Source organism: Streptomyces zhaozhouensis (assembly GCF_900230195.1).
Classification (GTDB): domain Bacteria; phylum Actinomycetota; class Actinomycetes; order Streptomycetales; family Streptomycetaceae; genus Streptomyces; species Streptomyces zhaozhouensis.
Genome location: NZ_OCNE01000008.1, coordinates 70,994 through 96,159 on the forward strand (window position 1 = coordinate 70,994; position 25,166 = coordinate 96,159).

The following is a 25,166-nucleotide window of genomic DNA, read 5'->3' on the forward strand; positions in this document are numbered from 1 at the left end:
CGGCGACGTGCGGGCGGAGGGTTTCACCTTCGCCGTGGACCGGGACACCCGAGGCGCCGTGGGACGCACGCTCAAAGGACCCGGACGTCCTGCTCGGCGAGTCCTCGATCAGCCGCCAGGTGGCCCGGATCGCGAGCGGCGACACCACCTGGGTCGCCGTGCCGTTCTTCCTGATGCGCAACTTCCGCCACCGGTGCTTCTTCGTGCGTGAAAGCGACGAGCGCGCCAGTTTCCAGGATCTGGTCGGCGGCCGCATCGGCACCGACAACTGGATGGCATCGGGCGACACCTGGAGTCGCGCGGCGATCCGCGAGCAGGGCATCGGGACAGATCGTTTCACCTGGGTCTGCGGCCCGGTCGAAGGCGTCGCGGAGGACCGCCCCCAGGGCAACCTGCCGCCCAACGCCTCGATGGCGCCGCCCGGTCGGGGGCTACGCGACATGCTGCTGGACGGGGAACTCGACGCGCTGATGGTCCCCGACCCGCCTCGGGGCTTCCTGGAGCCGGACAGCCCGTTCCGCCGGCTGTTCCGCGACTTCCGCTCCGTCGAGGAGGCGTACTACGACCGCACCGGCATCTGGCCGGGGCTGCACCTGGCGGTGGTACGCCGCACCGTGGCCGAGGAACACCCCGGGGGCACCCTGACTGTCACCGCGAGCAGATCTGTGGCCAGCGCGTTCGGAGTCGGGCACGGTGTCCACCGCGAAACGTGGACACGCATTCGACCCGTCGATCAACTGCCGCGTCCGCACCGGCGGACGACCCGGCTTGAGCCCCTTCGGCAGCAACGGCTCAAGCCGGGCCCACCGCGCGTTCGTCAGATCACCATGCCCCACGAAGCGTGATCATCCACGACCAAGATCACCTTTCGCGACAGACCCTAGCTGGTCAACGGCAGGCTGCCCCGCGTGGATTTCCCCGAGCTGCTGCTGGAGGTCGCCGAGCTGACCGGGACGGCGCACGCCTTCACGCAGGCACCGTGATGCGGGCCGCCTCCACCTGTCGTCAAACGATCGCCGAGCAAGATCAGCGGTTCCGGTGGCGCCGACCAGTCTCAGCGGAACGCGGCGACATTGCGGGCGGCCCAGTCGGCGAAGGTGTGCGGGGCGCGGCCCAGGACCTGCTGGACGTCCGGGCTGACGCGCAACTCGGCCGGGCTCGGGGAGCCGAGGATGTCCAGAGTGTCGTCGGCGAGCTCCGCCGGCATGTTCTGGGCCATGGCGGCCTTGGCCTCGTCGCGGGTGAGCTCGTGAAACCTCACGGGCGAGCCTAGCGCGGCAGCGATGGCTTCCGCCTGCTGGCGCGGAGTGATTACCTCCGGGCCGGTCAGTTCGTACACGCCGCCGGTGTGCCGGTCGTCGAGCAGGCAGGCCGCCGCGACCGCGGCGATGTCCGCCGGGTCGATGATCGGCACCCCGACGTCGCCGAAAGGTGCGGCGACGACCTGCTGCGCGCGGACGGACTCGGCCCACCACAGGGCGTTGGAGGCGAAGCCACCCGGCCGCAAGATGGCCCACTCCAGGCCGGATTCCCGCACGGTGTCCTCCAGCGCGCGCATCGCGACGCGCGTTGTCCCGAATGGCCTGGTCACCACGCCCAGTGTGGAGAGCAGGACGACGCGGCGGACCCCGCTGGCCGCGGCTTCGCCGATGATGTCGGCAGGGTTGGCTCCCGTGGCGTGCAGGTCGCCGGACAACAGCAGGAACAGCGACTTCGCACCGGCCAGCGCCGGCCTGAGGCCGGCCGGCTCGGCCAGGTCGGCCACCACGTGGCGGACGCCGTCCGGCACCGCCGCCGCGTGCCGTGACACTGCCGTCACCTGCTCGCCCGCCTCGGCCAGCGCCAGCGTCAACGGCCGCCCGATGTTCCCGGTGGCCCCGGTTACCACGATCATGATCAGCTCCCTATCGGTCGTTCTCTGCGGTCTTCACGCTAGGAGCCGGAGCTAACTCTCGGTAAGGACATACCTTGAGGTAAGCTCATGACATGGTGGAAGGCGTGCAGCGTAGGCGGGGCGAGCCGGGGGAACGGTATGACGTGTTTCACACCGACTGCCCTGCGCGGGACATGGTCGACCACGTGACCAGCAGGTGGGGCGTCTGGGTGCTGATCTCCTTGCGGAGTAATGACCTCCGCTTCTATGAGCTGCGCGAGAGCATCCAGGGCATCAGCGAGAAGATGCTCGCCCAGACCCTGCGCGCGCTCGTGCAGGACGGCCTGGTCTGGCGGAAGGTCGAGCCGACGACGCCGCCCCAGGTCACCTACGGGCTGACCGAGTTCGGCCGGGACATCGGCGAGCCGCTGACGGAGCTGTTCGACCGAATCACACAGCGGCTGTCGCACACAGCGCCCTCTGGCCGCCCTGAACGCGCAGCATGACCTCCCGGTGGATGCTCAGCACGGCCTCCTGCCTCGTGTCTGCGGTCAGCGCCGCGCGTCGCCGGGCCGGGTGCGAGCAGGCTGGTGACCTCGGCGATGGCTTCGTGCGAGGGGTGTAAGTAGCGGCGGACGTTCTCCGGCTTCTTGTGGTGGGACCTGGCCACACGCACCATCAGCGAGGCCCCTTGCTCACTGAGGTGGCTCAGCCGGGGGTGGCGGTGCCGCTGCAGTCCGCCCCGCCCGCGCGGGAACCGGCCACCGTCTTCCCCCGCCGACGGTCTTCGCGGCGCGAACCATGGCACACCGGCCGCCGGTAGTCTGCTCGCTCGACGTCAGCGCAGTTCAGCTTGTGTGCGGATGTCATCCCCGCGTGGCGAAACGATGGGGCTGACCGGCACCGAGATCCAGGCCATCTCCGCCCTGACCCGAGGCCGCGGCCTGTGGACCGTCGCCGACCGCTCCTTCGGCACCCGGCACATCCTCCACGAACGGGAGGCCGCGCGCTTCGACGCCGACGCCCGCATGACCACCAACCCCCTGAGTTCACAAATACCGACGTCCTGATCCCCGTGAACCGAAGGGTGGTAGAGCGTGACGAGCCTAACCGAAGGGGTGACTCGGGGCGCCCAAGGCTCGATATCGGTCGAATGCCTCGCGGGCATCCGGGACGAACTCGGAACGGCGGACGATCTCTTCGAGTTCGGGCTCGGTCAGCCAGTCGAACCAGGCGACTTCCTTGGGGTCGGGCTGAACCGGCACTGTGATCACCACTTCATGAAGGCCCAGCCAGTAGGGACTGATCACGCCGTCGCACAGGAACTTGAGCACGAAGCGGGGATCAGCGTGGACTCCGAGTTCCTCCGCCAGTTCCCTGACCGCGGCTTCCTCGTACGACTCGCCGACGTCGACGGCGCCACCAAGCATCCAGTTGAACTGTCCCGGGAAACGGGAGACATCATCCGGGCGACGGTGCACGAGGATCCGTCCGTCGCCGTCCCGGCACACGATCGTCGCGACGCGGTGCATCCAGCGCTCCCGAATCGCCTCCCCACGGTCGACGACTGCCACGACATGGTCCTGCTCATCGACCCGCTCAACCAGTTCGCCCATGAGACCTACGATCGCAGGGGCCCCCTGGGGACCACGTTCGGGTGTGCGTCCTACCTCGCACTGTGGGTGCTGGCGGAGCCGTCGGCCAGGTCCGGGTGTTCGAGGGTGTTGGCGTAACGGAGTGCGGCGGTGATCGAGGGTCCGAAGAGATCACATACATTCGGCCGTCGGATAGCGGGTCGCCCACCAGCGGCAGCTCCAGCCATACCAGCTATGGGCACGGTGGACACCCCAGGCCAGGCAGCTACGGCATGACCCGGGATGCATCGGGGCGCCGGGATGGCACGAATCGCACTGCCCCTGGCTGAAGTACCTGTCACGGGACCCGCAGCTTCGGCACGAAGATGGCCCGACCGGGCCTCCGGGCAAGCACTCGTAGCAGAACTCCATCCGCGACCCACCCGCACGCGGTCGTTGACGCTTCCCGCTCTCGTTCCCTCGGAGGGCAACTCGGGTGGGAGATCCACCGCCTCCTGGGCGAGGAGGACTCGCTGCTCACCGCGACCGTCGACGTCCTCCGGGAAGCTGCCCACGAGCTGGTCACAGGCGACCCGCCCGCCCCACACGAAGCGCTTGACCGCGTCGAGGAGATCCTGGGCCACTTCCGCTCGGCGGCACGCCTGAACTCCTCCCTCCAGAAGGAGTTCGCCCGCCTCGCCCACGCCACCCCCACGACCCCCCAGCCGACGGCGCCCTAGCCTCCCACCCCGCCGACTCCACCCTCACAATCTCGGTTGCCTAGGGGCGCAGGTGTTGGATCCAATGACCGGCATGAGCACCCGGGCGCGCCTGCCTCGGCGGGACGTGATGATCGCGCACCGCCAGCGGCCGGCGCGCGTTCCGGGCGGACCGCGACCGCATCGTCCCAGGGGAGTCGCCACCCGATGAACACGCCACCATCGCCGTCCGGAGCGGAGCACCCAGACGGGTCATCCATCCGCCTGGGTGCTCTCGTCCCGCTGACGCGGCCCGGCTGGGTCGAGGCGGGCCGACACCTGCTCGCAGGACTCGACCTGGCCGTGCGCGAGGTCAACGACGCCGGCGGGATCGACGGCAGACCACTGGAGTTGGTGGTCCGGGACACCGCGGCCGATCCGGAGCGGGCTGCGGCGGCCGTGGACGAACTGGCCCGCTTGGGCGTGGCCGCCGTGGTGGGGGAGTATCACAGCGTGGTCGCCCGCGCCGCCGCCGCCCGCGCCGACGCCCTCGGCGTGCCGTTTCTCTGCTCGTCCGCGGTGCTCGACGCGCTCACCGAGGAGCCGACGGAGTGGGTCGCGCGTCTGGCCCCGGCCCAGTCCCACGGCTGGCGGATCTACGCGGACTTCCTCCTCCGCGCGGGCCGGCGTCGGATCGCCGTGGCGACCCAGCCGAGCGTCTACTGGGCGTCCGGGACCCGCGTCCTGCGGGACCACCTCGCTCCCCGCGGCGGCACCGTCCTCGAACTCGACGCGACGCTCACGCCCGAGGCCCTGTGCGACGCGCTCGTCGACCATGGCGCGACGGCGCTCCTACTGCTGGTCGGCCATCCGGAACCGGCGGTGCCGATCGTCCGGGCCGTCCGGGGCGACCGGCGGCTCGCGGAGATCCTCATCGGCGCTCCGGCCGGACAACCGGAGTTCGCCGCATGGGCCGCGGCGCTGGGCGAGGACGGCGCCGGGATCCCGTTCCTGCGCTACCTGCCCGAGCGCCTCGGTCCGCTCGGTGAACGCGTCGAGAGGGAACTCCGCGAGCGGCTTGGCGAAGCGCCCTCCTTCGTCGCCTTCGAGGGCTGGGACACCGTCGCCGTCCTCGCTGCGGTGCTGCGTTCCCACGGCACGGACCGGGCGGCCATCGCCGGGTCATGGCCGCGCGTGGCGGTCGAGGGCACCCGCAGGCCGATCCAGTTCTCCCGCACGCCGGGCATCAGCGTTTGGCAATGGGCTTGGACACCCATCCAAGTCGTTGATCGGGACCCGGCCGAACCCGATCGCTTTCGGATCCTCCACGCCGGCTGAGTGAGTAGGGAAGTCCGACTGCCCAGCTCTGCCGAACTGCGAAGGTGCTGGTCACAGCCGCTCGTTGCGGTCGGCGACGAGGACGGTCGCCTCGTGGCGTATGCCGTCGACCAGCCGCCGGCGTGACCACGCAAGGGGCCGCCCCGGCTTCTTCCCCTCCGGCAACAGCGGGGCCAGCACCGCCGATTGCTCGCCCGTCAGATCTCCACACGACACGAACCAAGATCACCGCATGACCCAGATCCACTTTTGAAAGCCGCCGCCATCAAGATCATCGGCGCCGAGGTCGACGACCCCGACTTCGCCGACAAAACTCTCCCGGTTCGTCGGCGCACACGACGTACCCACCACCTCCCGCTCCTACGGCGAACAGGGCTGCTCCACCAGCGTCTCCACCCGCACCGAACGCATCCTCCCGCCCGACCAGATCCGCGCCCTCCCCAAGGGCCAAGCCCTGCTACTGGCCACCGGACTTCCCGTCGCCCTGATCACCCTCACCCCCTGGTACCGCCGCCCCGACGCCGAACAACTCGCCACCGAATCGCACACGCAGACCCAAGCCCTCACCCAACGCGCCACCCCACCCGCGCGCGACCGCTTCGGAAAGGCCGCCTGACCCGCCTTGACACCGATGACCCACGCCACTCGCGCCCACCGACGGTGAGGTCACCTCTCCTCCGGTCGTGGCCGCCAACCATCGGGCACGCTCTTCCTACCCGTCGCCGCGGGGAAGGCATGGGGCATGTATCGGAAGTGGCCTGACGTGCTGCTGGTCCGCTACTCCCGGCGTGGGGAGGCGAGCCAGCGGTCATCCTGGAATGCGGCGGGGACCTCGTCCCCCCACGGATCGATCCCGCGGCGTTCCAACTCGTCAAACCACCGGTCCCGTTGCGACTCGGGGAGGCGCCGTCCGCACCAGGGGCAGAAGTCGATCGTGACGCTCGACGTTCCTCCGTCATGGATGATCAGTCCGTACTCCTGGAACTTGGCGCTGAGAGCAACCAGCGCGTCGGGACAGGAGAAGGAGGTGTCGTGCTGGTCGCAGCACACGTTCACGCGGTCGGCCATCGCCTCGCAGCAGTGACTGGTCATGACCTCGGCTTCTCGTCGTCCGGCACTACGCCCAGAAGGAGAGCATGGACTGCGACACGCCCCAGACCTGCCACGGGGCCCGCCGGCGACCACCATCCGGAGCGGCGGAGTTCTGCGACCATGCCGCCATGCTGCCAGCCAGCATGGCCGAATCGGACCCCGGGCGCGTCGTTTCCGACGATCAGGAAGGCCGCCGCCTATCTCGGGATCTCGGAGAACACGCTCTACCTGTGGCGGCACAGGCGGCGGGGGCCGCCGAGCTTTCGCAGGGGAGGGGGCGGACAGCTCGCTACGGGAAGGGGAAGCCCTATCGCGTCGGTGGCATCCCCGGCGTGCGCGACCGCTCGTTCGAGACGCTGGAGGATGTCAGGGCATGGCTCCGCCGGTCCTCCGTGGACGAGGAGCGCGGCGACTCCGTGGATCCGCGTCAGGGCGACGTCACGCTCGCCGACCACGTCACGGGGGAGTGGACGCCGGGCAAGGGCGGGGCCCCAAGACCCGGCCCCGAACGCCCGCCGTGGATCGCAAGGCTGCGGCGGCGTATAGCCTTGTGACATGCTCCCCGAAGTCCTCGCCACCCGCTATGTCACCCCGTTGCGGGAGGGCGGATCGCTCCCCGGGATCGTCGAGGCGGACGATCTGGGTACCTATGTCATGAAGTTCACCGGTGCCGGCCAGGGGCCCAAGTCGCTGGTGTCGGAGGTGGTCTGCGGCGGGCTGGCGCGCAGGCTCGGGCTGCGGGTGCCGGAGCTGGTGGTGATCGGGCTGGACCCGGTGATCGGGTTGGCCGAGCCGGACCAGGAGGTCCAGGAGCTGCTGAAGGCGAGCGCCGGTGCCAACCTGGGGATGGACTACCTGCCGGGGTCGATCGGCTTCGACCCGCTGGCCTACCGCGTGGACCCGGTCGAGGCCGGCCGGGTGGTCTGGTTCGACGCGCTGGTCAACAACGTGGACCGGTCCTGGCGCAATCCCAACCTGCTGGTGTGGCACGGCGACCTGTGGCTGATCGACCACGGCGCCGCGCTGATCTGGCACCACAACTGGCCGTCGGCCACCGCCTCGGCGGCCCGCGGCTTCGCCGCCGCCGACCACGCGCTGGCGCCGTTCGCGCCCGATGTGGCGGCCGCGGACGCGGCGTTGGCGCCGCTGGTCACGGCCGAGCTGCTCGACGAGGTGCTGGCGGAGGTGCCCGACGCGTGGCTGGGGCCCGAGCCCGGCCTGGCGGAGCCCGCCGCGCTGCGGGCCGCCTACCGCGAGACGCTGCTGAGCCGGGTCGCCACCGTCGGCGCGCGCGTCGAGCTGGGCACCAGGACCGAACGCCGGGGCTCCGGCGCCCCCGGCTGGCTGACCGGCCGGCCCGAGGCCACCGAGGGAGCCACCCGATGACGCGGGCCCCCGAGGCGCCGGAGCGCGCCGTCTTCGAGTACGCGCTGCTGCGCGTGGTGCCCCGCGTCGAGCGCGGCGAGGCGATCAACGCGGGCGTGCTGCTCTACTCGCGCCCCCGCTCCTTCCTCGCGGCCCGCGTCCATCTCGACACCGCGCGGCTGCTGGCGCTCGATCCGACGGCGGACGTCGAGGGCGTGCGCGCCGCGTTGCGCGCCGTGGAGCGGGTGTGCGACGGAGGGCCGGGCGCGGGCGCGGCGGCGGGCGACGAGGCGGGGCGCAGGTTCCGCTGGCTGATCGCCCCGCGCAGCACGGTCGTCCAACCCGGGCCGGTTCACACCGGTTTGACCGCCGACCCGGACGCCGAGCTGGAGCGGCTCCTGGGGGTCCTCGTGCGGTGAGGGGGACCGGCGGGGTTCCGCGCTGTCAGTCCCGGATGGTAGTTACTACACGGTAGGAGCTACCCGTGCCCGAACGGGGCGCGTCACTCGACGGCGAGGAGATGCAGAGCAATGACCACCACCGAGCAGCGCGTGGCGCTGGTGACGGGGGCGGCCCGGGGGATCGGCGCCGCCACCGCCGTCCGGCTGGCCGCCGACGGCCACCGGGTCGCCGTGCTTGACCTGACGGAGGACGCCGGGCGGGAGACCGTCGCCGCCGTCGAGGCGGCCGGCGGCAGCGCCCTGGCGGTCGGCTGCGACGTCTCGGACGCGGACGCGGTGCGCTCCGCCGTCGACCGCGTCGCCGAGCGGCTCGGGCCCCCGCGAATCCTGGTGAACAACGCGGGTGTCCTGCGGGACAACCTCCTGTTCAAGATGAGCGAGACCGACTGGGACACCGTGCTCGGCGTCCACCTGCGCGGCGCGTTCCTCGTCTCCCGCGCGTGTCAGCAGCACATGGTCGAGGCCGGGTTCGGCCGGATCGTCAATCTCTCCTCCAGCTCCGCCCTGGGAAACCGGGGCCAGGCCAACTACGCGGCGGCCAAGGCCGGGCTCCAGGGCTTCACGAAGACGCTCGCCATCGAGCTGGGCAAGTTCGGCGTCACGGTCAACGCGGTGGCGCCCGGCTTCATCGCCACCGACATGACGGCCGCCACCGCCGACCGGGTCGGCGTCTCGTTCGAGGACTTCCAGCAGGCCGCGGCGGACCGCATCCCGGTGCGCCGGGTCGGGAGGCCGGAGGACATCGCGCACGCCATCTCGTTCTTCACCAGTGACGCCGCCGGCTTCGTCTCCGGTCAGGTGCTCTACGTCGCCGGAGGCCCCCTTGACTGACAACGAGCCGCGCGACGAGCGGCACGAGACCGGCTCCGACCGCGCCGACGCGCCCGTCGCCCTGGTCAGCGGCGGCACCCGGGGCATCGGCTTCGGCGTCGCCCAGGCGCTCATCGCCCGGGGCGACCGGGTCTGCGTGACCGGCCGCGACCCCGAACGACTGGCCGAGGCGGTCGCCGAGTTGGGCCCGCACGCGATGGGCGTCGCCGGCAAGGCGCACGACCCCGCCCACCAGAAGGAGGCGGTCGAGCGGGTCCTCGACTCCTGGGGCCGGATCGACCACCTGGTCAACAACGCGGGCAGCAACCCGGCGTTCTGCCAGCTCACGGAGATCGAGCCGACGCTGCTTGCGAAGATCTTCGAGATCAACGTGCTCTCCGCCTTCGGCTTCGCCCGGGGCGTGTGGGAGGCGTGGCAGCGCGAGCACGGCGGCACGATCGTCAACGTCTCCTCGATCGCGGGGCTCGGCGCCACCCCCCTGATCGGCGGGTACGGCATCACCAAGGCCGCGATGATCAACATGACGCAGCAGCTCGCCCAGGAGATGGCGCCCCAGGTCCGGGTCAACGTGGTGGCGCCCGCCGTCGTCAAGACCCGGTTCGCCAGCCCGCTCTACGAGGGGAACGAGGAGGCGGTGTCCTCGGTCTATCCGCTGAAGCGGCTGGGCGTCCCCGAGGACGTGGCCGCCGCCGTCGCGTTCCTCACCTCGGAGGCGGCGGGCTGGATCACGGGGGAGACCCTGGTGCTCGACGGCGGCGTCCGGCTCAACGCCAACCTGGGCTGAGCCGGCGACACGCGGTACCGGCCGGAGTGTCAGTGCCGGCCGGTACGTTGTGAGACACACCGCGCCGCACCGGCGGCGCGGTCAACTCACCGCGTGATCTCGGAGGTTGACGGACGTGATCGACAAGCTGCCCGACTCCTGGCAGAAGGTGCTGGGCGAGGAGCTGGACCAGCCCTACTTCAAGGAGCTGACCGCGTTCGTCGAGGAGCAGCGGGCCGCGGGGCCCGTCTACCCGCCGGAGGACGAGGTCTTCGCGGCGCTGGACGCCACGCCCTTCGAGGACGTCAAGGTCCTCGTCCTCGGGCAGGACCCCTACCACGGCGCGGGCCAGGGCCACGGCCTGTGCTTCTCCGTCCGGCCCGGCGTCCGCGTCCCGCCCTCCCTGCGGAACATCTACAAGGAGATGCACGCGGACCTGGGCCTGCCGATCCCGGACAACGGCTATCTGATGCCCTGGGCGCGACAGGGGGTCCTGCTGCTGAACGCGGTGCTCACGGTGCGCGCCGGCGAGGCCAACTCGCACAAGGGCATGGGCTGGGAGCGGTTCACGGACGCGGTGATCCGCGCCGTCTCCGACCGCCCCGACCCGGCGGTCTTCGTGCTCTGGGGCGCCTACGCCCGCAAGAAGCTCCCGCTGATCGACACCGCGCGGCACGCGGTCGTCGAGGGCGCGCACCCGTCGCCGCTTTCGGCGAAGAAGTTCCTCGGCTCCCGCCCGTTCACGCGGATCAACGAGGCCATCGCCGCGCAGGGCCACTCCCCGGTGGACTGGCGCCTGCCCGACCTCGCGCCCGGCCTGCCGGGCTGACCCGGCCGCGGGCCGTCCCGTTCCGCTTCGGCACGGGACGGCCTCGGCCGCCGGCCGTCGGGCGCCGCCGAGGGGGCGGTCCGACGGGGTGTTCGGGGTCCGCGCGGGCACGCGTATGCTGCCGATCCCGCGCCCACCGCCCGGGCGCGGACCACCGCACACCTACACCGAGGAGCATTGCCGTGAAGGTCGGCGTGATCGGGCTCGGGGACATCGCCCACAAGGCATATTTGCCGGTACTCAGCACGCGCCCCGGGATCAGCCTCCACCTGCACACCCGTTCGGCCGACACCCTGGAGCGGGCCGGCGCGACCCATCGGCTGCCTCCCGACGCGCTCCACCGCGACCTGGGCTCGCTGCTGTCCGCCGGCCTCGACGCGGCCTTCGTGCACACGCCCACGGCGACCCACCCGGAGATCGTCACCCGGCTGCTCACCGCCGGCATAGCCACCTATGTCGACAAACCGCTGGCCGACGAGGCGTCGGAGGCCAGACGGCTGGTCGAGCTCGCCGACACCCTCGGCGTCTCCCTCGCCGTCGGCTTCAACCGCCGCTTCGCGCCCGCCTACGCCCAGTGCCTGGAGGGCCCACGCGACCTGATCGTCCTGCAGAAGCACCGCAGGGGGTTGCCCGAGGACCCGCGCCGCATGGTCTTCGACGACTTCATCCACGTGGTCGACACCCTGCGCTTCCTCGCCCCCGCCGCCGTGGACCAGGTGCGGGTGAGCGCCCGCGTCGTGGAGGGGCTGCTGCACCACGTGGTGCTGCACCTGTCGGGCGACGGCTTCACCGCCGTCGGCGCGATGAACCACCTGTCGGGATCGTCCGAGGAGGTCCTGGAGGTCTCGGGCCAGGACACCAAGCGCGAGGTCCGCAACCTCGCCGAGGTCATCGACCACCGGGGCCAGCCCAGCGTCCGCCGCCGGGGCGACTGGGTGCCGGTGGCCAGGCAGCGCGGCATCGAGCAGGCCGTGCACGCGTTCCTCGACGCGGTGCGCACCGGCCACACGCTGGACGCGCAGGACGCGCTGCTCACCCACGAGCTGTGCGAGCGGGTGGTGCGGGAGGCCCAGGGCCGTGCCTGAGTCCCGGCGGGGGCGTGCGCGCGAGGTCGGCCGCGCCCACGCCCCGGTCCCTCAGCCGGCGGCCACCCAGCCCGCGGCCTGCTCGCCGGTGGTCACCTCGGCGGGGGTCTCGAACTCCTCGCCCGCGTGCGGCTCCACCACGCCGAACCAGATCAGGACCAGCAGCACCAGCCCCACGCCGATCCGGTACCAGACGAACGGCATGAAGCTGCGGGTGGTGATCCACTTCATGAACCAGGCGATGATCGCGTAGCCCACCAGGAAGGCGATCAGCGTCGCCAGGATCGTCGGCCCCCACGAGACGTGGGTGTCCTCGCCGCCGATCTTCGTCAGCTCGTACCCTCCCGAGGCCAGTACCGCGGGGATGGCCAGCAGGAACGAGTAGCGGGCCGCCGCCTCCCTGCGGTACCCGAGGAACAGCCCGCCGGTGATGGTCGCGCCCGAGCGGGAGACGCCCGGCACCAGCGCCATGGCCTGCGCGAAGCCGAAGAGCAGGCCGTCCCTGACGGTCAACTGCTCCAGGTCCTTGCGCTGTTTGACGGCCCGGTGCCGCCCGCCGGTGCTGTCCCGGGAGGCCATCCGGTCCGCGACGCCGAGGATGATGCCGAGCACGATCAGGTTGACCGCGATCAGCCGCAGGTCACGGAACGGCCCCTCGATCGCCTCCTGGAACGTCAGCCCCAGCACGCCGATCGGGATGGAGCCGATGATGACCAGCCAGCCCATGCGCGCGTCCGGGTCGGAACGCGTCGAGCGGTCGGTCAGCGAACGGAGCCAGGCCCGTGTCACCCGCGCGATGTCCTTGCGGAAGTAGATCAGCACCGCCACCTCGGTGCCGATCTGGCAGACGGCGGTGAAGGCGGCGCCCGGGTCCTCGAAACCGCCCGCCACGGCGGCCAGTCGCAGATGGGCGCTTGAGGAGATGGGCAGAAACTCCGTCAGCCCCTGGACCAGCCCAAGAATGATTGATTCGAACCACGACATGAACGGTGCGCGTATCCCTGGAAGAGGCCGACGCAAGAGGTCGACGAGGCGACGGAGGAACGGGGCGGGCCGACGAGCGGCGCGCGGCTTGGTCGACGGTGGGTGTGCAACGGTGCGAGCGAGGTCACTCTAGGCGAGCGCCGCAACAATCGGTGAACACCGCGTGTCCCACGTCTGGCGCACCAGAAAAGCGTTCGACCGCCGCTCCGGCACCCGCCACCCTAGGGTCGGCGTTCCTCCCGGCGGGCCCGCCGCGCCGTTGGCGCACGCCGGCGCGGGCGCGCCCCGGCGTGCGCCGCCCGACCGGGCCGGAGGGAGAATGCCGGGATGGAAACGTCCCCGCCCGCACCGGAAGGGGCGCCCGGGGAGGCGCCCGACGCGCTCCCCGAGGTGCGGCCCGTCGACCTCGGCATCGCCCGGCTGCTGCCGGACGTGGACCGGCCGGCGGCCTGGCTGCTGACCGTGGACGACGCCCCGCAGTCCTATGTGGACCTGGAGGAGCCCACCCATCTGGAGTTCGAGTACCTCCGGCGCCTCGGGCACGTCGTGGACGCCGCCGCCCCCGCCGGCGCGCCGCTGCGCGTGCTGCACCTGGGCGGCGGCGCGCTGACCCTGCCGCGCTATGTCGCGGCCACCCGCCCCGGCTCGGCGCAGCGCGCCGTGGAGGGCGACGCACGGCTGGCGGCGCTGGTCGCCGAACGTCTGCCCCTGCCGCCCGACTCCGGGATCGCGCTCACCGTGGCCGACGCCCGCGACGCCGTCGAGGCGGCGCCGCCGGGCGCGGTCGACCTGCTGGTCGCCGACGTCTTCGGCGGCTCCCGGGTGCCGGCCCGGGTCACCACGCTCGACTACGCCGCCGCGGCGGCCCGCGCCCTGCGTCCCGGCGGCCTCTACGCCGCCAACCTGGCCGACGCCGCGCCTTTCGGGTTTCTCTGTTCCCAACTCGCCACGCTGGGAGTGCGCTTCGCCGAGCTGTGCCTGCTGGCCGAGCCCGCCGTGCTGCGCGGGCGCCGGTTCGGCAACGTGGTCGTGGTCGCCTCAGACGCCCCGCTCCCGCTCGCCGCCCTGGCGCGCGGGGCCGCCGCCGACCCGTTCCCCGCCCGGCTCGTCGCGGACGGCGAGCTGACCCGGCTGGTCGGCGACGCGCGCCCGGTGGAGGAGGCGACCGCGGTGCCCTCCCCGAGGCCGCCGGCCGACGCCTTCCGCGTCGGCTGACGCTTCGGCGCGCGAACGGCGGGCGGGGCCGTCACTCCGACGACCCCGCCCGCCCCGCGAGAAACGTTCCCCTCGGATCGGCTCAGCCCGGCTCGTGCCAGCCCAGCTCGCGCCAGACCAGCTCGGTCCAGTTCGGCTCGTGCCAGCCCAGCTCGGTGCGGCTCAGTCCGGTCCGGCTCAGCTCTGTTCGGCGTCCACCGGGTAGGGCCGCAGGCTGCTGATGATCTGTTCGATCGTCTCGTCGGGCAGCTCGTCCTCGACGTTGGAGTCCGCGAGCAGCACCCAGGTCGCCATGTCGTTGTTGAGGTCGAGATAGGAGATGGTGACCACCTTGCCGTCGGAGTGACCGCAGACGTCCTCCGGGTCCTCCGGCACGTCGGTGATGGTGGCGCGCACGATGTGCCCGGAGATCCCGTGCTCGTTCTCGAACTCCTCGGGCTCGGTCGACTCGTAGGTGCCTTCCTGCTCCTGGTCGTAACCGCCCAGCGCCCAGTTCCGCGCCTCGACCTCGGCGGCCTCGGCGGTGCTGGTCGCGCCCTGGGCGCCCTTGGTACCGGCCATGCCGCGGCTCCTGCTGCCGTCGGCGTCGGGGCAGTAGTCGTCCTTGTAGAGCGCCACCCCGAACATGGCGGTGATGATCTCGCCGTCCTCGGCGCCCTCGCGGTTGTCCTCGAACCCGATGGTGGTGCTCTCGGGGTTGATCGTCCAGTCGTCCGGCGGCACGTCGAACGCGATGTGCCGGTTCTCCAGCGTCTGCACCTGCCAGTCGGGCTCGACGACCGGGTCGGGACGCTGGAGGACGCCGCGACGCGGGTCGTCCGGGTCGGCCGGCCGCTCCCGGGTCTCCTCCTCGCCGCCCTCGGGCTCCTCCTCCGACTCGCCGTCGGGGTCCCGGTTCTCGCCGGCCTCGGTCGAGTCGTCGTCCCCGCCCATCAGCACCACGCCGGTCACGGCGGCGCCGGCGACCACCGCGACGGCGACGATGACACCGATCGCGATCCGCAACTTCCGCTTGTCGTCGTCGCCTCCGGACGGCGGAGCCGGGGGCGGCGGCAACGTGGGCGGCCCCTGCTGCTGCCAGCCGCCTGGCGTGCCGGCCGGCGGCTGGGCGGGCGGCGTGCCCTGCGGGCCGCCCGGGTACCCGTACCCTCCCGGCTGTGCCCCGGGCGTGCTCCCCGGGCCCTGTTGCTGCCAGCCCCCACCGGCTGTCGGCTGCTGATACGGGTTGGGCTGCTGGTACCCCGGCTGCTGGTAGGGGTTGGACCACTCCCTGCCCGGCTCGGCCCCCGGCTGCTGTTCTCCTGGCCTCATGAGGCGCAACCCTAATGGGCGAGCGCGCCGGCACCGCGCCTTCGTCACCGTATTGCGACGGACCTGCGACGAACAGGCGGCCGGGGCGGGCGCGCGGGGGCGCCGGGGAGGGCCGCGGGCCGGCGTAGGGACAGGGAGGACAGGCTCGTTACCCGCTGGTAACGTATGGGCATGACTGACCCGATGAACGTCGGCGAGCAGCTCGCCGCGACCGTGCCCATGGTCCGGACCCTCCAGTTGGAGTTCGTGCGCACCGACCCGGAGTGCGCCGTGCTGCGCCTGCCGGACCAGCCGGCCTTTCACAACCACGTGGGCGGCCCGCACGCCGGCGCCATGTTCACCCTGGGGGAGTCCGCGAGCGGCGCGATCGCGCTGGCCGCGTTCGGCGACCAGCTGAGCCGCGCGCTGCCGCTGCCGGTGCGGGCGGAGACGGCCTATCGCAAGGTCGCCACCGGCGAGATCACGGCCACCGCGACGCTGGGCCGGCCGGTCGCCGACGTGGTGGCCGAGCTGGACTCCGGTCAACGGCCGGAGTTTCCCGTCGAGGTGGAGATCACCCGCCCCGACGGCGAGGTCGCCGGCACCATGACGGTCGTCTGGACCCTGAAGCCGCATCGCGACTGACTCCGCCGGTCCGCCGCGGCCGATCGCGGTGCCGCGCCGGGCGCGGTGGCCGTCGTCCCCGCCCCGGCGGCCGGTTGCTCACGTCGCTCCCCGCGCCCCTGTCGCCGCGGTGCGCGGTTCGGGGGCGCGGGGAACGGCGGGAAGCCGGGCGGCGGGACACGGCCACCGGCCAGGGGCGGGTGGTCGCGCCCCCGGCGGGGCTCAGCTGACCGCCAGCAGCAACGTTCCCGCCAGCGCCAGCCCCGCCCCGGCCGCCTGCGCCGCGAGCAGCCGTTCGCGCAGCACCCCCCGCGCGGCCAGCGCCGTCACCACCGGGTAGAGCGAGGCCAGCACCACCGCGACGGTCACCGGCCCCATCCGCGCGGCCAGCGCGTACGTTCCGTTGGCCGCCACGTCCGCCAGTCCGACGAAGGTCAGCGAGGGCAGCGCCGCCACCAGCAACTCCCGCCCGCCCTCGGGCAGTACCGGCGCCCCCCGCCTGGCCGCCGCCCAGAGCGCGGCGCCGCCGGTCAGCACGTTGCACAGCCGCTGCACGAAGAGCGCCAGGAACAGTCCGGTGACCGTGGTCGACGCCTCGGCGATCAGGGCCAGCACCGCGCCGAGTCCGAGCGCCGCGCCGGCCGTGTAGAGCAGCGTCCGCCGCGGGACGCCGCCCCCGCCGCCCCGCGTCAGGCCGCCGGCCAGCAGCACCCCGACCAGCGCGACGGCCATTCCGGCGTACTGCACGGGGCCGGGCCGCTCGCCGAGGAACAGCGCCAGCCCCACCGGCACCGCCAGGGCGGTGGCGGTCAGCGGCGAGACCACGCCCATCGGGCCGAGCGCCAACGCCCGGTAGAAGAGGAGCATCGCCAGCGGGCCGACGACCCCGGCCGCCACCGCGAACCACAGTCGTGCGCCGGCCTCGCTCCACGCCCCGGTGGCCACCACGATCGCGCCCAGCACCACGGTGGCGAGGGTCTGCGAGGCCACGACCACGGTCAACGCGGGCAGCCTTCGGGTGAGCAGCCCGCCGCCGAAGTCGGCGAGTCCCCAGAGCAGGCTGGTGACCAGGGCAAGGGCGACCATCGTTACCTCGCAAGTACAGTGTCCGGGCGGCACGGCGCCGCCGTCCCGGCGGGGCGGCAGGGAGGCGGTTGGGCCGTGCGTGCGTGGGTGGGGGAGCGGTGACCGGAGAGTCCGGGATAATCGACGCTCGCGTCTAAAATAGTACACCCGCGGTGTGCTCGGGGCGGCATCCGTCGTGCCGCCGTCCTCCCCCGCGCCCCCGAGCGCCCTCGATCCCGCAGGAGAGTTCCGCCGGTGACCGACCTCGACCAGCTGACCCAGTCCCTCGCCGAGAACCTGCGCCGGCTGCGCGCCGAGCGCGGGCTGACCCTGGAGGCGCTGGCGGCCAGGGCCGGGATCAGCCGCAGCATGTTGATCCAGATCGAGCAGGCCAGGACCAACCCCAGCGTCGGCACCGTGGTCAAGGTCGGCGACGCGCTCGGCGTCAGCGTCACGACCCTGCTGGACGCGCGGACGCGGCCCAGCGTGCGTCTCTTCCCGCCGGACCGGGCGGTGCGGCTGTGGCACACCGAGGCCGGCAGCCACTCCACGCTGCTCGCCGGCACCGAGGCGCCGGGCCCGCTGGAGCTGTGGCACTACCGGCTGGAGCCCGGGGAGGGGCACGTGGCGGACGCGCACCCGGCGGGCACCACGGAGCTGATCCATGTGACGGCGGGGGAGTTGACCCTCGACCTCGACGGCGAGGAGTGCCCGGTGCCGGCCGGCACCTCGGCGGTCTTCGCCTCGCACGTGCCGCACGGCTACCACAACAGGGGCGCCGCGGCAGTCGAGTTGATGATGGCCGTGACGGTGCCCGCGCCCAGGTGAGTGCGGGGCGGGCGGCCCTGCTACGGTGCCCGCCATGCGCGCTCCCATCGGTGACTTCGACGAGGCGATCCCGCTCCCCGAGGCCCTCGGCCTCCTTCCCGCCCCCGTCGCCGAGGCGGCGCGCGGCTGGCGGGGGACGGTGCCGGTCGAGCGGCTGCTCTTCGTGGACAGCGACCCCGAGAAGGCGGACACCGCCGTCTTCGTCGCCACCTACGGCGAGGACCTCGCCGAGGCGTCGGCCAACTGCGTCGTCGTCGCCGGCCGGCGCGGCGGGGAGACCACCCTGGCCGCCGCCCTCGTGCCCGCCGCCGCCAGGCTCGACGTCAACGGCGTGGTCCGCCGTCACCTGAACGTGCGCAAGGCGTCGTTCGCCCCGCACGAGACCGCGGTGCGCGAGACGGGCATGGAGTACGGAGGCATCACCCCGTTCGGCCTGCCCGCCGGCTGGCCGGTGCTGGTGGACGCGGCCGTGGTCGCCCTGGAGCACGTGCTGGTCGGCAGCGGCGCCCGTCGCGGCAAGCTGATCGTGCCCGGTGCCGCGCTCGCCGAGCTGCCGGGCGCCGAGGTGCTGGAGGGGCTCGGGCGCCGGCCGGAGTGAACGGGCGCCCGGGGGCGTCGCGGGCCGCCGGGCGGGGTACCCGGGGGTCTCGGGACCGGGGCGAGGTTAGGTTAACCTAACCTTCAGTGCGGTGATCGTCTTGCGCGACCGCCGCGCGCCCTCCGCACCGATCAGCCAGGAGTTCGTCCGTGAGCGACCGACCCGCCCGCAAGGCAGCCCAGACCCACCGCGCCCGCGTGGTGCACAAGGAACGCCTCACCCCGCACATGATCCGGGTGGTCTTCGGTGGGGAGGGGCTCGCCGGGTTCGCCACGAACGGGTGCACCGACCACTACGTCAAGCTGGTCTTCCCCCTGCCCGGGGTGGCCTACCCCGAGCCGTTCGACATGGCGGAGATCCGGGCCTCGACGCCGCGCGCCGACTGGCCGAAGACCCGCACCTACACCGTCGCCGGCTGGGACCCGGGGGCCCGACGGCTGACGATCGACTTCGTCCACCACGGCGACGAGGGCCTGGCCGGCCCCTGGGCCGACGCCGCCAGCCCCGGCGACGAGCTGTACCTGCTGGGCCCCGGCGGCGGTTACGCGCCGGAGGCCGCGTCCGACTGGCACCTGCTGGTCGGCGACGAGGCGGCGCTGCCCGCCATCGCCGCCGCGCTCGCCGCGCTGCCCGCCGACGCCAGGGCGCTGGCCTTCGTCGAGGTCGAGGACCCGGCGGAGGAGCAGAAGCTCGCCTACCCCGAGGGCCCGATCGACCTGCGGTGGCTGCACCGCAAGGGCCGCCCGGTGGGGGAGGCGCTGGTGGAGGCGGTCACCTCGGCGGCGTTCCCGCCCGGCGTGCCGCAGGTCTTCCTGCACGGCGAGGCACACGCCGTCAAGGCGCTCCGCCGCCACCTGCGGCACGAGCGGGGCCTGGGCCGCGAGCAGATGAAGTCCGTCTCCGGCTACTGGCGCCGCGGCTCCGACGAGGACGGCTGGCAGTCGGGCAAGGCCGAGTGGAACAAGCGCGTCGAGGCCGAGCAGGAGTCGGGCGCCGCCTGAGCGACCGCCGGTCAGCCGGTGGCGCGCGGCACCGAGGGGCGACGGCCCCACTCCATCGTGGACCAGGGCGGCCGCAGGTCGGACAGCTCCGTGATCTGGTGCGGCTTGAGCGTCCTGGGGTCCGGCGCCTCCCGGTGGCGGGCGAAGGCGCGCTCCGCGTAGCGGTGGCCGGTGTCGGCGCCGATCACCAGGTGGGTCCGCTCCGGCCGGCGCGCCGACTCCCACAGCGCCGCGAGATGCGCGGCGCCGGTGGAGAGCCCGGCGAAGACCGCGTGCGCGCGGACCAGCCCCACCGCCCCGGCCATCGCGTGCCGGAAGTCGACCCAGTGCAGCGCGTCGTAGAGCCGGTGGCGCACGTTGTCGAACGGGATCGCGCTGCCGATGCCGGCGATGATCGCCTCCGGGTCCTGGAACCGCTCACTGCCGAACGTGACGCTGCCGAACGGCTGCACGCCCACCAGCCGCACGTCCAGGCCGCGCTGCCGCAGCGGGGCGACCAGCCCCCCGGTGGAGGAGCCGGTGCCGACGGAGCCGACGACCGTCAGCTCCTCCTCCGGCCACGCGGCGGCCACCAGTTCGGCGAACTCCCGGTAGCCCGCGTGGTGGACCGCGTCGTGGTACTGCCGCATCCAGTGCGTGTCCGGCCGCGCGGCGACCAGCTCGCGCACCCGCTCCACCCGCCGGTTCTGGTCGAGCCGCAGATCCTCGGAGGGCGGCATCTGGTCGATGGTGGCCCCCAGGATCTCCAACTGCACCCGGGTGGTGAGGTCGACGGTGGTGGAGGCGACGATGTGGCAGCGCAGCCCGTGGCGGTGGCAGGCCATCGCGAGCGCCAGCGCGTAGATCCCGCTGGAGCTGTCGACCAGGGTCTGGCCGGGGCGGATCACCCCGCGCTCCAGCAGGGAGCGCACGGCGCCCAGGGCGGCGTAGACCTTCAGGGTCTCGAAGCGCGCCAGCACGATGCCGGGGCCCAGCCGCACCAGGTCGGGCGCCTTGATCGCGTCGGTGATGTGCGCGTGGATCAACGGGCGGGGCGCGGCGGGCGGTGCGGCCGCGGACGGCCTTCCGTCCGCCGGCGCGACGGGCGGGGTGCTCGCTTCGGGGGACGTGGGCATGGCATCGCCACCTCGGCTCGTGTGGGGTCTCGCGGGGGGTGTGGTGCGGGAACGGGCGGGGGCGACGCCCGGCTGGGGTGCGGGCGCCGCCCCCGCGCGGTCACTCGGGCGCCCGGCCGTCCTCGGCGAGCGTCAGCTGGGTGAGCAGCGTCTGACGGGCCCGCGCCACCCGGGAGCGCACGGTGCCCACCGGGCAGCCGCTGGCCTCGGCGACCTCCGCGTAGGGCATCCCGGCGATCTGGGTGAGCCGGAACGCCCGTGCCCGGTCCGAGGGGAGCCGGGCCAGCAGCTCGTCGAGCGCCACCCGTTCCTCGAACCCGGGCACGTGGCCGCGCTGTTCACGCTCCACGGTGGTCAGCCAGTCCGCCGTCGCCGCCAGCGGCGGGCGGGCACGCTCGTAGCGCACCCGGTCCACGGCGGTCCTGCGGGCGATCGACAGCAGCCAGGTGCGGGCCGAGGAGCGGCCCTCGAACGAGGGCAGGGCGCGCAGCGCGCGCAGCAGCGTCTCCTGCACCAGGTCCTCGGCGCCCTGCGGGTCGCCGCTGACCCGGGTCAGATAGCGCAGCAGGTCCTCGCGGACGGCGGCGAAGAAGAGCTCCACCGCCCGCCGGTCGCCGCCGCGCGCGGCCAGCGCCCAGCGGGTCACCGTCGCCTCGTCGGCCCGCGCCGGGTCGCCGCGCTCGGCCGGTGTCGCGCCGGCGGCGGGGCGGGGTGCGGGCAGGCGGGGGGCGGCGGGCCGCCCGGTCAGGCGCGGCTGCCGCGAAGGGGCCGCCGACGGCGGGGTCCTGGGGGACGGAGGGGAGTGGGAGGGCTGGGGGGCGTGCGGGCTCTCGCGGCGGGACGCCGGGCGTCCGGCCGTTCGGGGCTCGGCGGTGAGAGACACGCCAGGGGATGACGTCACGGTCCTGTCGCCTTTCACGGGAACCGCGTCACCGGTGCGCGGCGAACGCGGTGAGGAAGGCCGGGACCCACCGAAAGACAGGACGGGGCTGTGATCAGGCGGGGCGTGCCCGGCCGTGGCGCGCTGCGTCCGTGCGGCGGAGCACCGCCGGGGACGCGGGGCGCGCCGGAGGGCCGCGCGAGCCGAGGGGGCGCGGGCAGGCCAGCGGCGCCCGCGGCCCCTCCCGCGTCGGACCGAGGCCGGCGGGCGCGGCGGGGCCCGGCGGACGCAGGGGGCGCGGGGGCGGGCCGAGCACCCGGTGGGCGGCCCAGCGCAGCAACGCGAAGAGCGCCCGTTCGCCCCGCCACAGCCACACCGCGCTGACCAGCGCCATCGCGAGGTGGCCCGCCGCCATCGCCCACGAGCCGTCGAGCAGGCCGTGGCCGGAGTCGGCGGCGAGGTGGCCGCCGGGCGACATGTGGCCGGCGTGCGGGGCGTGGGGGAGCCGCGCCGCGTTGACGGCGTGGCCCAGGGAGAACGCGCCGTGCAGCAGGAGTTGGGTGCCCAGCGTGGCGGCGATGACCGCGACGGGGCCGCGTTCCCGCTCGGTGAACGACCAGACACCGATCCAGATCCCGGCCCAGACCACCGGCAGCAGCCGCCAGGAGACGCTGTCCCCCGAGGTGGCCGTGTGGCTGGAGATGGCGAGGACCACGCAGAGCGCCGAGAAAACGGCTGCCCTCGTGGCGCGCAACATCCGGCCGGCTTCCATGACATGACCATGGTGGCACCGAGTGGAACGGGTGACGATATGCGCGACGAGGATTTCGTTTCCGGAAACGCGGAAGCGGAACGCCGGGAACTCGCCGGCCGTTTCCTCCGACCTCTCAAGGGAAAGGCCGTCACGTCCACCGGCCCGGAGCGCCCGCACCCGCCTTCACCAGGGCTTCGGCCCGGGGCGGTCCCGCGCCGCCGGATCCGCCCGCGCTCCGCGCGAGGGGAAAGTCCGGGACGTCACACGGCCTCAACCGTAAAGGATTTCTATGCGATTATCCCTGCGGTGACGCGCGTGCATTCCGTGGTCCGTGGGTACGATCCGGCTCGCCACGCCCCGGCCGCCGCCACGCGCCGCCGCCCCGCACCACCGTCCCGTCACACGCGGGCGGGCGCGCCGTTCCCCGGCACGCCGGGCCGCCCCTGGGAAACGAGGTTCCCCCGCCATGCACTGGTACGAGGACGACGACTTCTGGGTGGACTTCGCCGACGTCATGTTCTCCGACCGACGCCGTGCGGAGATCGCCCGACTCGTCGGCGGATCACCCCTGTTCGACCACCCGCCCGGCACCCGCGTGCTCGACCTGGCCTGCGGGCCCGCCCTCTACGCGGTGCCGCTGGCCCGCGCCGGCTGCCGCGTCACCGGCGTCGACCTCAGCGCCCCCATGCTGGAACGCGCCCGCGCGGCCTGCGACGCCGCCGGCGTCGACGTCCGGCTGGTGCGCGGCGACATGCTCACGCACGTCGAGCCGGAGCGCTACGACGAGGCGATCAACGTCTTCACCTCCTTCGGCTACTTCGACCACCGCGAGGACAACCTCACGGTGCTGCGCAACGCCTGGGCCTCGCTGCGCCCCGGCGGGCGGATGCTGGTCGACGTCATGGGCAAGGAGGTCGTCGCCGGCTGGATCGGCCGCCCCCAGGTGGTGGAGCTGCCGGACGCGTACGTGATCCAACGCGACACCGTGCTCGACGAGTGGACCCGGCTGCGCACCGACTGGACCATGGTGCGCGGCGAGCACGCCAGGGAGGTGTCGATCACCTCCCACCTGTACGGCGCGAGCGAGTTGCGCGCCCTCTTCGACGAGGCCGGCTTCGTCGACGTCGAGGTCTACGGTGACTTCGACTGTTCCCCTTACGGCCAACGGGCCCGCCGCCTCATCGTGCGCGGCACCCGGCCCCCGAACCCGCCCACGCGGGCCGTGACGGAAGGAGCGGGCGGCGCATGACCATAGCGGCCCTGGAGACACTTAGCTTCGGACTGGCCAGGACCGTGCGGGCGGCGCGGGCCGCCGGCCACCGGCTGGCGCTGCTCACCGGCGACCGTGCCCTCTACCGCCACGAGCTGGCGCGACTCCCGCCCGGAGCGCTGGACATCGTCGACGTCGACACCCACGACCTCGACGCGTCCCGCGCCGCGCTGCGCGCGCTGCCCGACCTGGCGGGGCTGATCAACTCCACCGACGGCTGGAGCGTGCCCGCCGCCGACCTCGCCGCCGAACTCGGCCTGCCGGGGCCGGAACCGGCCGCCGTCCGTCGCCTGCGCGACAAGCTGGCCGTGCGGCTGCTGCTGCGCGAGCGGGGCCTGGGCCCGGCCGCGATGCCCGTGGACGCGGGGACGACGGCGGACGACGTGCGCGCCGGGGTCGGCCTGCCCGCCGTGCTCAAGGACTCCGCCGGCACCTCCTCGCGCAACGTGTGGCTCGCGCGCGACGCCGCCGAGCTGGCCTCGGCCCTGGAGGCGGCCCGGGAGGCGGCGCTGCGCGGCCGGCTTCTCGCCGAGCCGTATCTGACCGGCCCCCTCTACAGCGCCGAGACGCTCAGCTTCGAGGGCCGCACCCGGCTGCTGGGCGTCTTCAGCCGCCAGGTGTCACCGCAGCCGCTGGTGCGGGAGGAGAGCGCCTCCTTCCCCGTGGCGCTGCCGGCAAAGGACGCCGGGGCGTTGGAACGCTGGGTCGGCGCGCTGCTCCCCGCCGCCGGCCATCTGTCGGGCTTCGCGCACGTCGAGTTCGTCCTCACGGCCAAGGGGCCCGAGCTGGTGGAGATCAACCGCCGCGTCGGCGGCGCCCTGGTGGGCGAGGCGCTGTGCCGGGCGCTCGGCGTGAACATCTACGACGCGCTGATCGACACCACCCTCGGCCGCCGCCCCGCCCTCCTCGACGGTCCGGAACCCACCGGCCCGGCCAGCGCGTTCGTGCTGGTCTACCCCGACCGCACGGGCGTTCTGACCGGCTGGTCCGGGCTCGACGGGCTCGCCGCCCACCCCGGCGCACCCGAGTGGTACCCGACGATGGCGCCGGGCGACCGCGTCGCCCACCTCGCGGACCAGCGCGGATGCAGCGGCATCCTGCTGACCGAGGGCCCCACCGCCGAACTGGCCCTGCACCGCGCGCTGAGCGCGGCGGGAGCGATCACGCCCCTGATCGAGGAGTGACCGGACACGGGCGGCCGTCCGCCGCCTCGGCTATGACGCGCCGCAGCGTCGCCGCGGCGAAGCGGTTCCCCTCCGCCGGGGCCGCTCCGCCGAGGCACTGGTGCACGCGGTGCCGGTGCGGCGCCAGCAAATCCAGCACGGCGGTCAGCGTCTCGGCCACCTCCGCCTGGTCGTTGCCGAACAGCGCGACGTCCACCAGCGGCAGGCCCCGCGTCACGCGCCGGCGCACCTCGGCGACGCCCAGCCCCACAACGCGGTGCAGCGCCATGAGCACGGCCGCCGGCAGCGGCCCGTGGGCGACGACGACGGCGCGCACGGCGTGCGCCCCGGCCATGGCCCGCCCGGTGTGGTGTCGTCTCACGTCGTCCCCCTCATCCTCCCGGTGACCCACCGTAACGGCGACCACTGACAACGGCCCTCGCCCCGCAGTCCGTTCCCGTTCCCGCTCC

At 73.4% G+C, this 25,166-nt stretch carries 30 protein-coding genes; 18 read left to right on the top strand and 12 right to left on the bottom strand.

The features are described 5' to 3' along the window. Positions 1–119 precede the first annotated feature (119 nt). Entirely contained in the window at positions 120–845 is a 726-nt protein-coding gene (locus tag CRP51_RS28835) for a substrate-binding domain-containing protein (protein ID WP_170970544.1), read from the top strand. Positions 846–1,054: 209 nt separating this feature from the next. Here the strand turns inward: CRP51_RS28835 and CRP51_RS13400 are convergent, their stop codons facing one another. Next, complete coding sequence (locus CRP51_RS13400; protein ID WP_097231390.1) at positions 1,055–1,894, bottom strand: SDR family oxidoreductase; 840 nt, start codon at positions 1,892–1,894, stop codon at positions 1,055–1,057. 92 nt (positions 1,895–1,986) lie between these two features. On the opposite strand from CRP51_RS13400, the gene CRP51_RS13405 reads away from it, so the two are divergent. After that, complete coding sequence (locus CRP51_RS13405) at positions 1,987–2,379, top strand: winged helix-turn-helix transcriptional regulator (RefSeq protein WP_097231391.1); 393 nt, start codon at positions 1,987–1,989, stop codon at positions 2,377–2,379. 357 nt (positions 2,380–2,736) lie between these two features. Then, positions 2,737–2,943 (top strand): hypothetical protein, encoded by a 207-nt coding sequence (locus tag CRP51_RS13410; RefSeq protein WP_141514596.1) that lies wholly within the window; start codon positions 2,737–2,739, stop codon positions 2,941–2,943. 36 nt (positions 2,944–2,979) lie between these two features. Here the strand turns inward: CRP51_RS13410 and CRP51_RS13415 are convergent, their stop codons facing one another. Continuing rightward, positions 2,980–3,489, bottom strand: coding sequence for an NUDIX hydrolase (locus tag CRP51_RS13415; protein ID WP_097231393.1), 510 nt, complete (start codon positions 3,487–3,489; stop codon positions 2,980–2,982). A gap of 884 nt (positions 3,490–4,373) precedes the next feature. Here CRP51_RS13415 and CRP51_RS13430 point away from each other — a divergent pair. Then, a complete protein-coding gene (locus CRP51_RS13430) occupies positions 4,374–5,483 on the top strand; it encodes an ABC transporter substrate-binding protein (RefSeq protein ID WP_097231395.1) in 1,110 nt (369 codons plus the stop codon). A 51-nt stretch (positions 5,484–5,534) separates the two neighbouring features. Here CRP51_RS13430 and CRP51_RS13435 read toward each other — a convergent pair whose 3' ends face one another. From CRP51_RS13435 to CRP51_RS13440, 3 genes are all read right to left on the bottom strand, one after another. Next, a complete protein-coding gene (locus tag CRP51_RS13435) occupies positions 5,535–5,699 on the bottom strand; it encodes a hypothetical protein (protein ID WP_212615901.1) in 165 nt (54 codons plus the stop codon). A gap of 9 nt (positions 5,700–5,708) precedes the next feature. After that, a complete protein-coding gene (locus CRP51_RS30235; RefSeq protein WP_439333163.1) occupies positions 5,709–5,834 on the bottom strand; it encodes a hypothetical protein in 126 nt (41 codons plus the stop codon). A gap of 426 nt (positions 5,835–6,260) precedes the next feature. Beyond that, positions 6,261–6,575 carry a DUF6980 family protein gene (locus CRP51_RS13440; RefSeq protein ID WP_097231396.1) on the bottom strand — a complete coding sequence of 105 codons (315 nt, stop codon included), beginning with the start codon at positions 6,573–6,575 and terminating at the stop codon, positions 6,261–6,263. Positions 6,576–6,703: 128 nt separating this feature from the next. Here CRP51_RS13440 and CRP51_RS28840 point away from each other — a divergent pair, with 128 nt between their 5' ends. The 7 genes from CRP51_RS28840 to CRP51_RS13475 all read left to right on the top strand — a co-directional run bounded on the left by CRP51_RS28840 (position 6,704) and on the right by CRP51_RS13475 (position 11,909). Further along, positions 6,704–7,129, top strand: a complete 426-nt coding sequence (locus tag CRP51_RS28840) for a hypothetical protein (protein ID WP_170970545.1) — start codon at positions 6,704–6,706, stop codon at positions 7,127–7,129. Between the two features lies 1 nt (position 7,130). After that, positions 7,131–7,961 carry a HipA family kinase gene (locus CRP51_RS13450; protein ID WP_097231397.1) on the top strand — a complete coding sequence of 277 codons (831 nt, stop codon included), beginning with the start codon at positions 7,131–7,133 and terminating at the stop codon, positions 7,959–7,961. Next, positions 7,958–8,359, top strand: a complete 402-nt coding sequence (locus CRP51_RS13455) for a DUF3037 domain-containing protein (protein ID WP_097231398.1) — start codon at positions 7,958–7,960, stop codon at positions 8,357–8,359. Before CRP51_RS13450 ends, CRP51_RS13455 begins: the two co-directional genes overlap by 4 nt. A 111-nt stretch (positions 8,360–8,470) precedes the next feature. After that, entirely contained in the window at positions 8,471–9,232 is a 762-nt protein-coding gene (gene fabG / locus CRP51_RS13460; RefSeq protein ID WP_097231399.1) for a 3-oxoacyl-ACP reductase FabG, read from the top strand. 61 nt (positions 9,233–9,293) lie between these two features. Continuing rightward, complete coding sequence (locus CRP51_RS13465; RefSeq protein WP_245880575.1) at positions 9,294–10,016, top strand: SDR family oxidoreductase; 723 nt, start codon at positions 9,294–9,296, stop codon at positions 10,014–10,016. A gap of 106 nt (positions 10,017–10,122) precedes the next feature. Beyond that, positions 10,123–10,824: a uracil-DNA glycosylase gene (gene ung, locus CRP51_RS13470; RefSeq protein ID WP_097231401.1), complete on the top strand. Its 702-nt coding sequence runs from the start codon at positions 10,123–10,125 to the stop codon at positions 10,822–10,824. A gap of 182 nt (positions 10,825–11,006) precedes the next feature. After that, positions 11,007–11,909, top strand: coding sequence for a Gfo/Idh/MocA family protein (locus CRP51_RS13475; RefSeq protein ID WP_097231402.1), 903 nt, complete (start codon positions 11,007–11,009; stop codon positions 11,907–11,909). Positions 11,910–11,960: 51 nt separating this feature from the next. On the opposite strand, the gene CRP51_RS13480 is transcribed toward CRP51_RS13475, so the two are convergent. Beyond that, entirely contained in the window at positions 11,961–12,893 is a 933-nt protein-coding gene (locus CRP51_RS13480) for an undecaprenyl-diphosphate phosphatase (protein ID WP_097231403.1), read from the bottom strand. Between the two features lie 327 nt (positions 12,894–13,220). Between CRP51_RS13480 and CRP51_RS13485 the strand changes: the two genes are divergently transcribed. Further along, positions 13,221–14,108, top strand: coding sequence for a spermidine synthase (locus tag CRP51_RS13485; protein WP_097231404.1), 888 nt, complete (start codon positions 13,221–13,223; stop codon positions 14,106–14,108). Between the two features lie 177 nt (positions 14,109–14,285). Here CRP51_RS13485 and CRP51_RS28845 read toward each other — a convergent pair whose 3' ends face one another. Then, a complete protein-coding gene (locus CRP51_RS28845) occupies positions 14,286–15,419 on the bottom strand; it encodes a DUF8017 domain-containing protein (protein ID WP_097231405.1) in 1,134 nt (377 codons plus the stop codon). A 183-nt stretch (positions 15,420–15,602) separates the two neighbouring features. Between CRP51_RS28845 and CRP51_RS13495 the strand changes: the two genes are divergently transcribed. Beyond that, complete coding sequence (locus tag CRP51_RS13495) at positions 15,603–16,043, top strand: DUF4442 domain-containing protein (RefSeq protein WP_097231545.1); 441 nt, start codon at positions 15,603–15,605, stop codon at positions 16,041–16,043. A 201-nt stretch (positions 16,044–16,244) separates the two neighbouring features. On the opposite strand, the gene CRP51_RS13500 is transcribed toward CRP51_RS13495, so the two are convergent. Further along, positions 16,245–17,108: an EamA family transporter gene (locus CRP51_RS13500; protein ID WP_097231406.1), complete on the bottom strand. Its 864-nt coding sequence runs from the start codon at positions 17,106–17,108 to the stop codon at positions 16,245–16,247. Positions 17,109–17,342: 234 nt separating this feature from the next. Between CRP51_RS13500 and CRP51_RS13505 the strand changes: the two genes are divergently transcribed. From CRP51_RS13505 to CRP51_RS13515, 3 genes are all read left to right on the top strand, one after another. Continuing rightward, the gene (locus CRP51_RS13505; RefSeq protein ID WP_097231407.1) at positions 17,343–17,915 is read left to right on the top strand and encodes a helix-turn-helix domain-containing protein; all 573 of its coding nucleotides are present in this window, start codon (positions 17,343–17,345) and stop codon (positions 17,913–17,915) included. A 34-nt stretch (positions 17,916–17,949) separates the two neighbouring features. Further along, entirely contained in the window at positions 17,950–18,513 is a 564-nt protein-coding gene (locus CRP51_RS13510) for a YbaK/EbsC family protein (RefSeq protein WP_097231408.1), read from the top strand. Between the two features lie 149 nt (positions 18,514–18,662). Beyond that, positions 18,663–19,514, top strand: coding sequence for a siderophore-interacting protein (locus CRP51_RS13515; protein ID WP_097231409.1), 852 nt, complete (start codon positions 18,663–18,665; stop codon positions 19,512–19,514). Between the two features lie 11 nt (positions 19,515–19,525). On the opposite strand, the gene CRP51_RS13520 is transcribed toward CRP51_RS13515, so the two are convergent. The 3 genes from CRP51_RS13520 to CRP51_RS28115 all read right to left on the bottom strand — a co-directional run bounded on the left by CRP51_RS13520 (position 19,526) and on the right by CRP51_RS28115 (position 22,281). Then, positions 19,526–20,629 carry a pyridoxal-phosphate dependent enzyme gene (locus tag CRP51_RS13520; protein ID WP_097231410.1) on the bottom strand — a complete coding sequence of 368 codons (1,104 nt, stop codon included), beginning with the start codon at positions 20,627–20,629 and terminating at the stop codon, positions 19,526–19,528. Between the two features lie 100 nt (positions 20,630–20,729). Next, complete coding sequence (locus CRP51_RS28110) at positions 20,730–21,275, bottom strand: sigma-70 family RNA polymerase sigma factor (RefSeq protein ID WP_245880567.1); 546 nt, start codon at positions 21,273–21,275, stop codon at positions 20,730–20,732. A gap of 349 nt (positions 21,276–21,624) precedes the next feature. Continuing rightward, positions 21,625–22,281 (bottom strand): hypothetical protein, encoded by a 657-nt coding sequence (locus CRP51_RS28115; protein WP_141514597.1) that lies wholly within the window; start codon positions 22,279–22,281, stop codon positions 21,625–21,627. 448 nt (positions 22,282–22,729) lie between these two features. On the opposite strand from CRP51_RS28115, the gene CRP51_RS13530 reads away from it, so the two are divergent. Both CRP51_RS13530 and CRP51_RS13535 read left to right on the top strand, forming a co-directional pair. Then, positions 22,730–23,512 (top strand): class I SAM-dependent methyltransferase, encoded by a 783-nt coding sequence (locus CRP51_RS13530; protein ID WP_097231411.1) that lies wholly within the window; start codon positions 22,730–22,732, stop codon positions 23,510–23,512. After that, complete coding sequence (locus CRP51_RS13535) at positions 23,509–24,717, top strand: ATP-grasp domain-containing protein (protein WP_097231412.1); 1,209 nt, start codon at positions 23,509–23,511, stop codon at positions 24,715–24,717. Before CRP51_RS13530 ends, CRP51_RS13535 begins: the two co-directional genes overlap by 4 nt. Here the strand turns inward: CRP51_RS13535 and CRP51_RS13540 are convergent. Beyond that, positions 24,695–25,078 (bottom strand): hypothetical protein, encoded by a 384-nt coding sequence (locus tag CRP51_RS13540; RefSeq protein ID WP_141514598.1) that lies wholly within the window; start codon positions 25,076–25,078, stop codon positions 24,695–24,697. The two genes, CRP51_RS13535 and CRP51_RS13540, sit on opposite strands and share 23 nt — an antisense overlap. Positions 25,079–25,166: the final 88 nt, after the last annotated feature.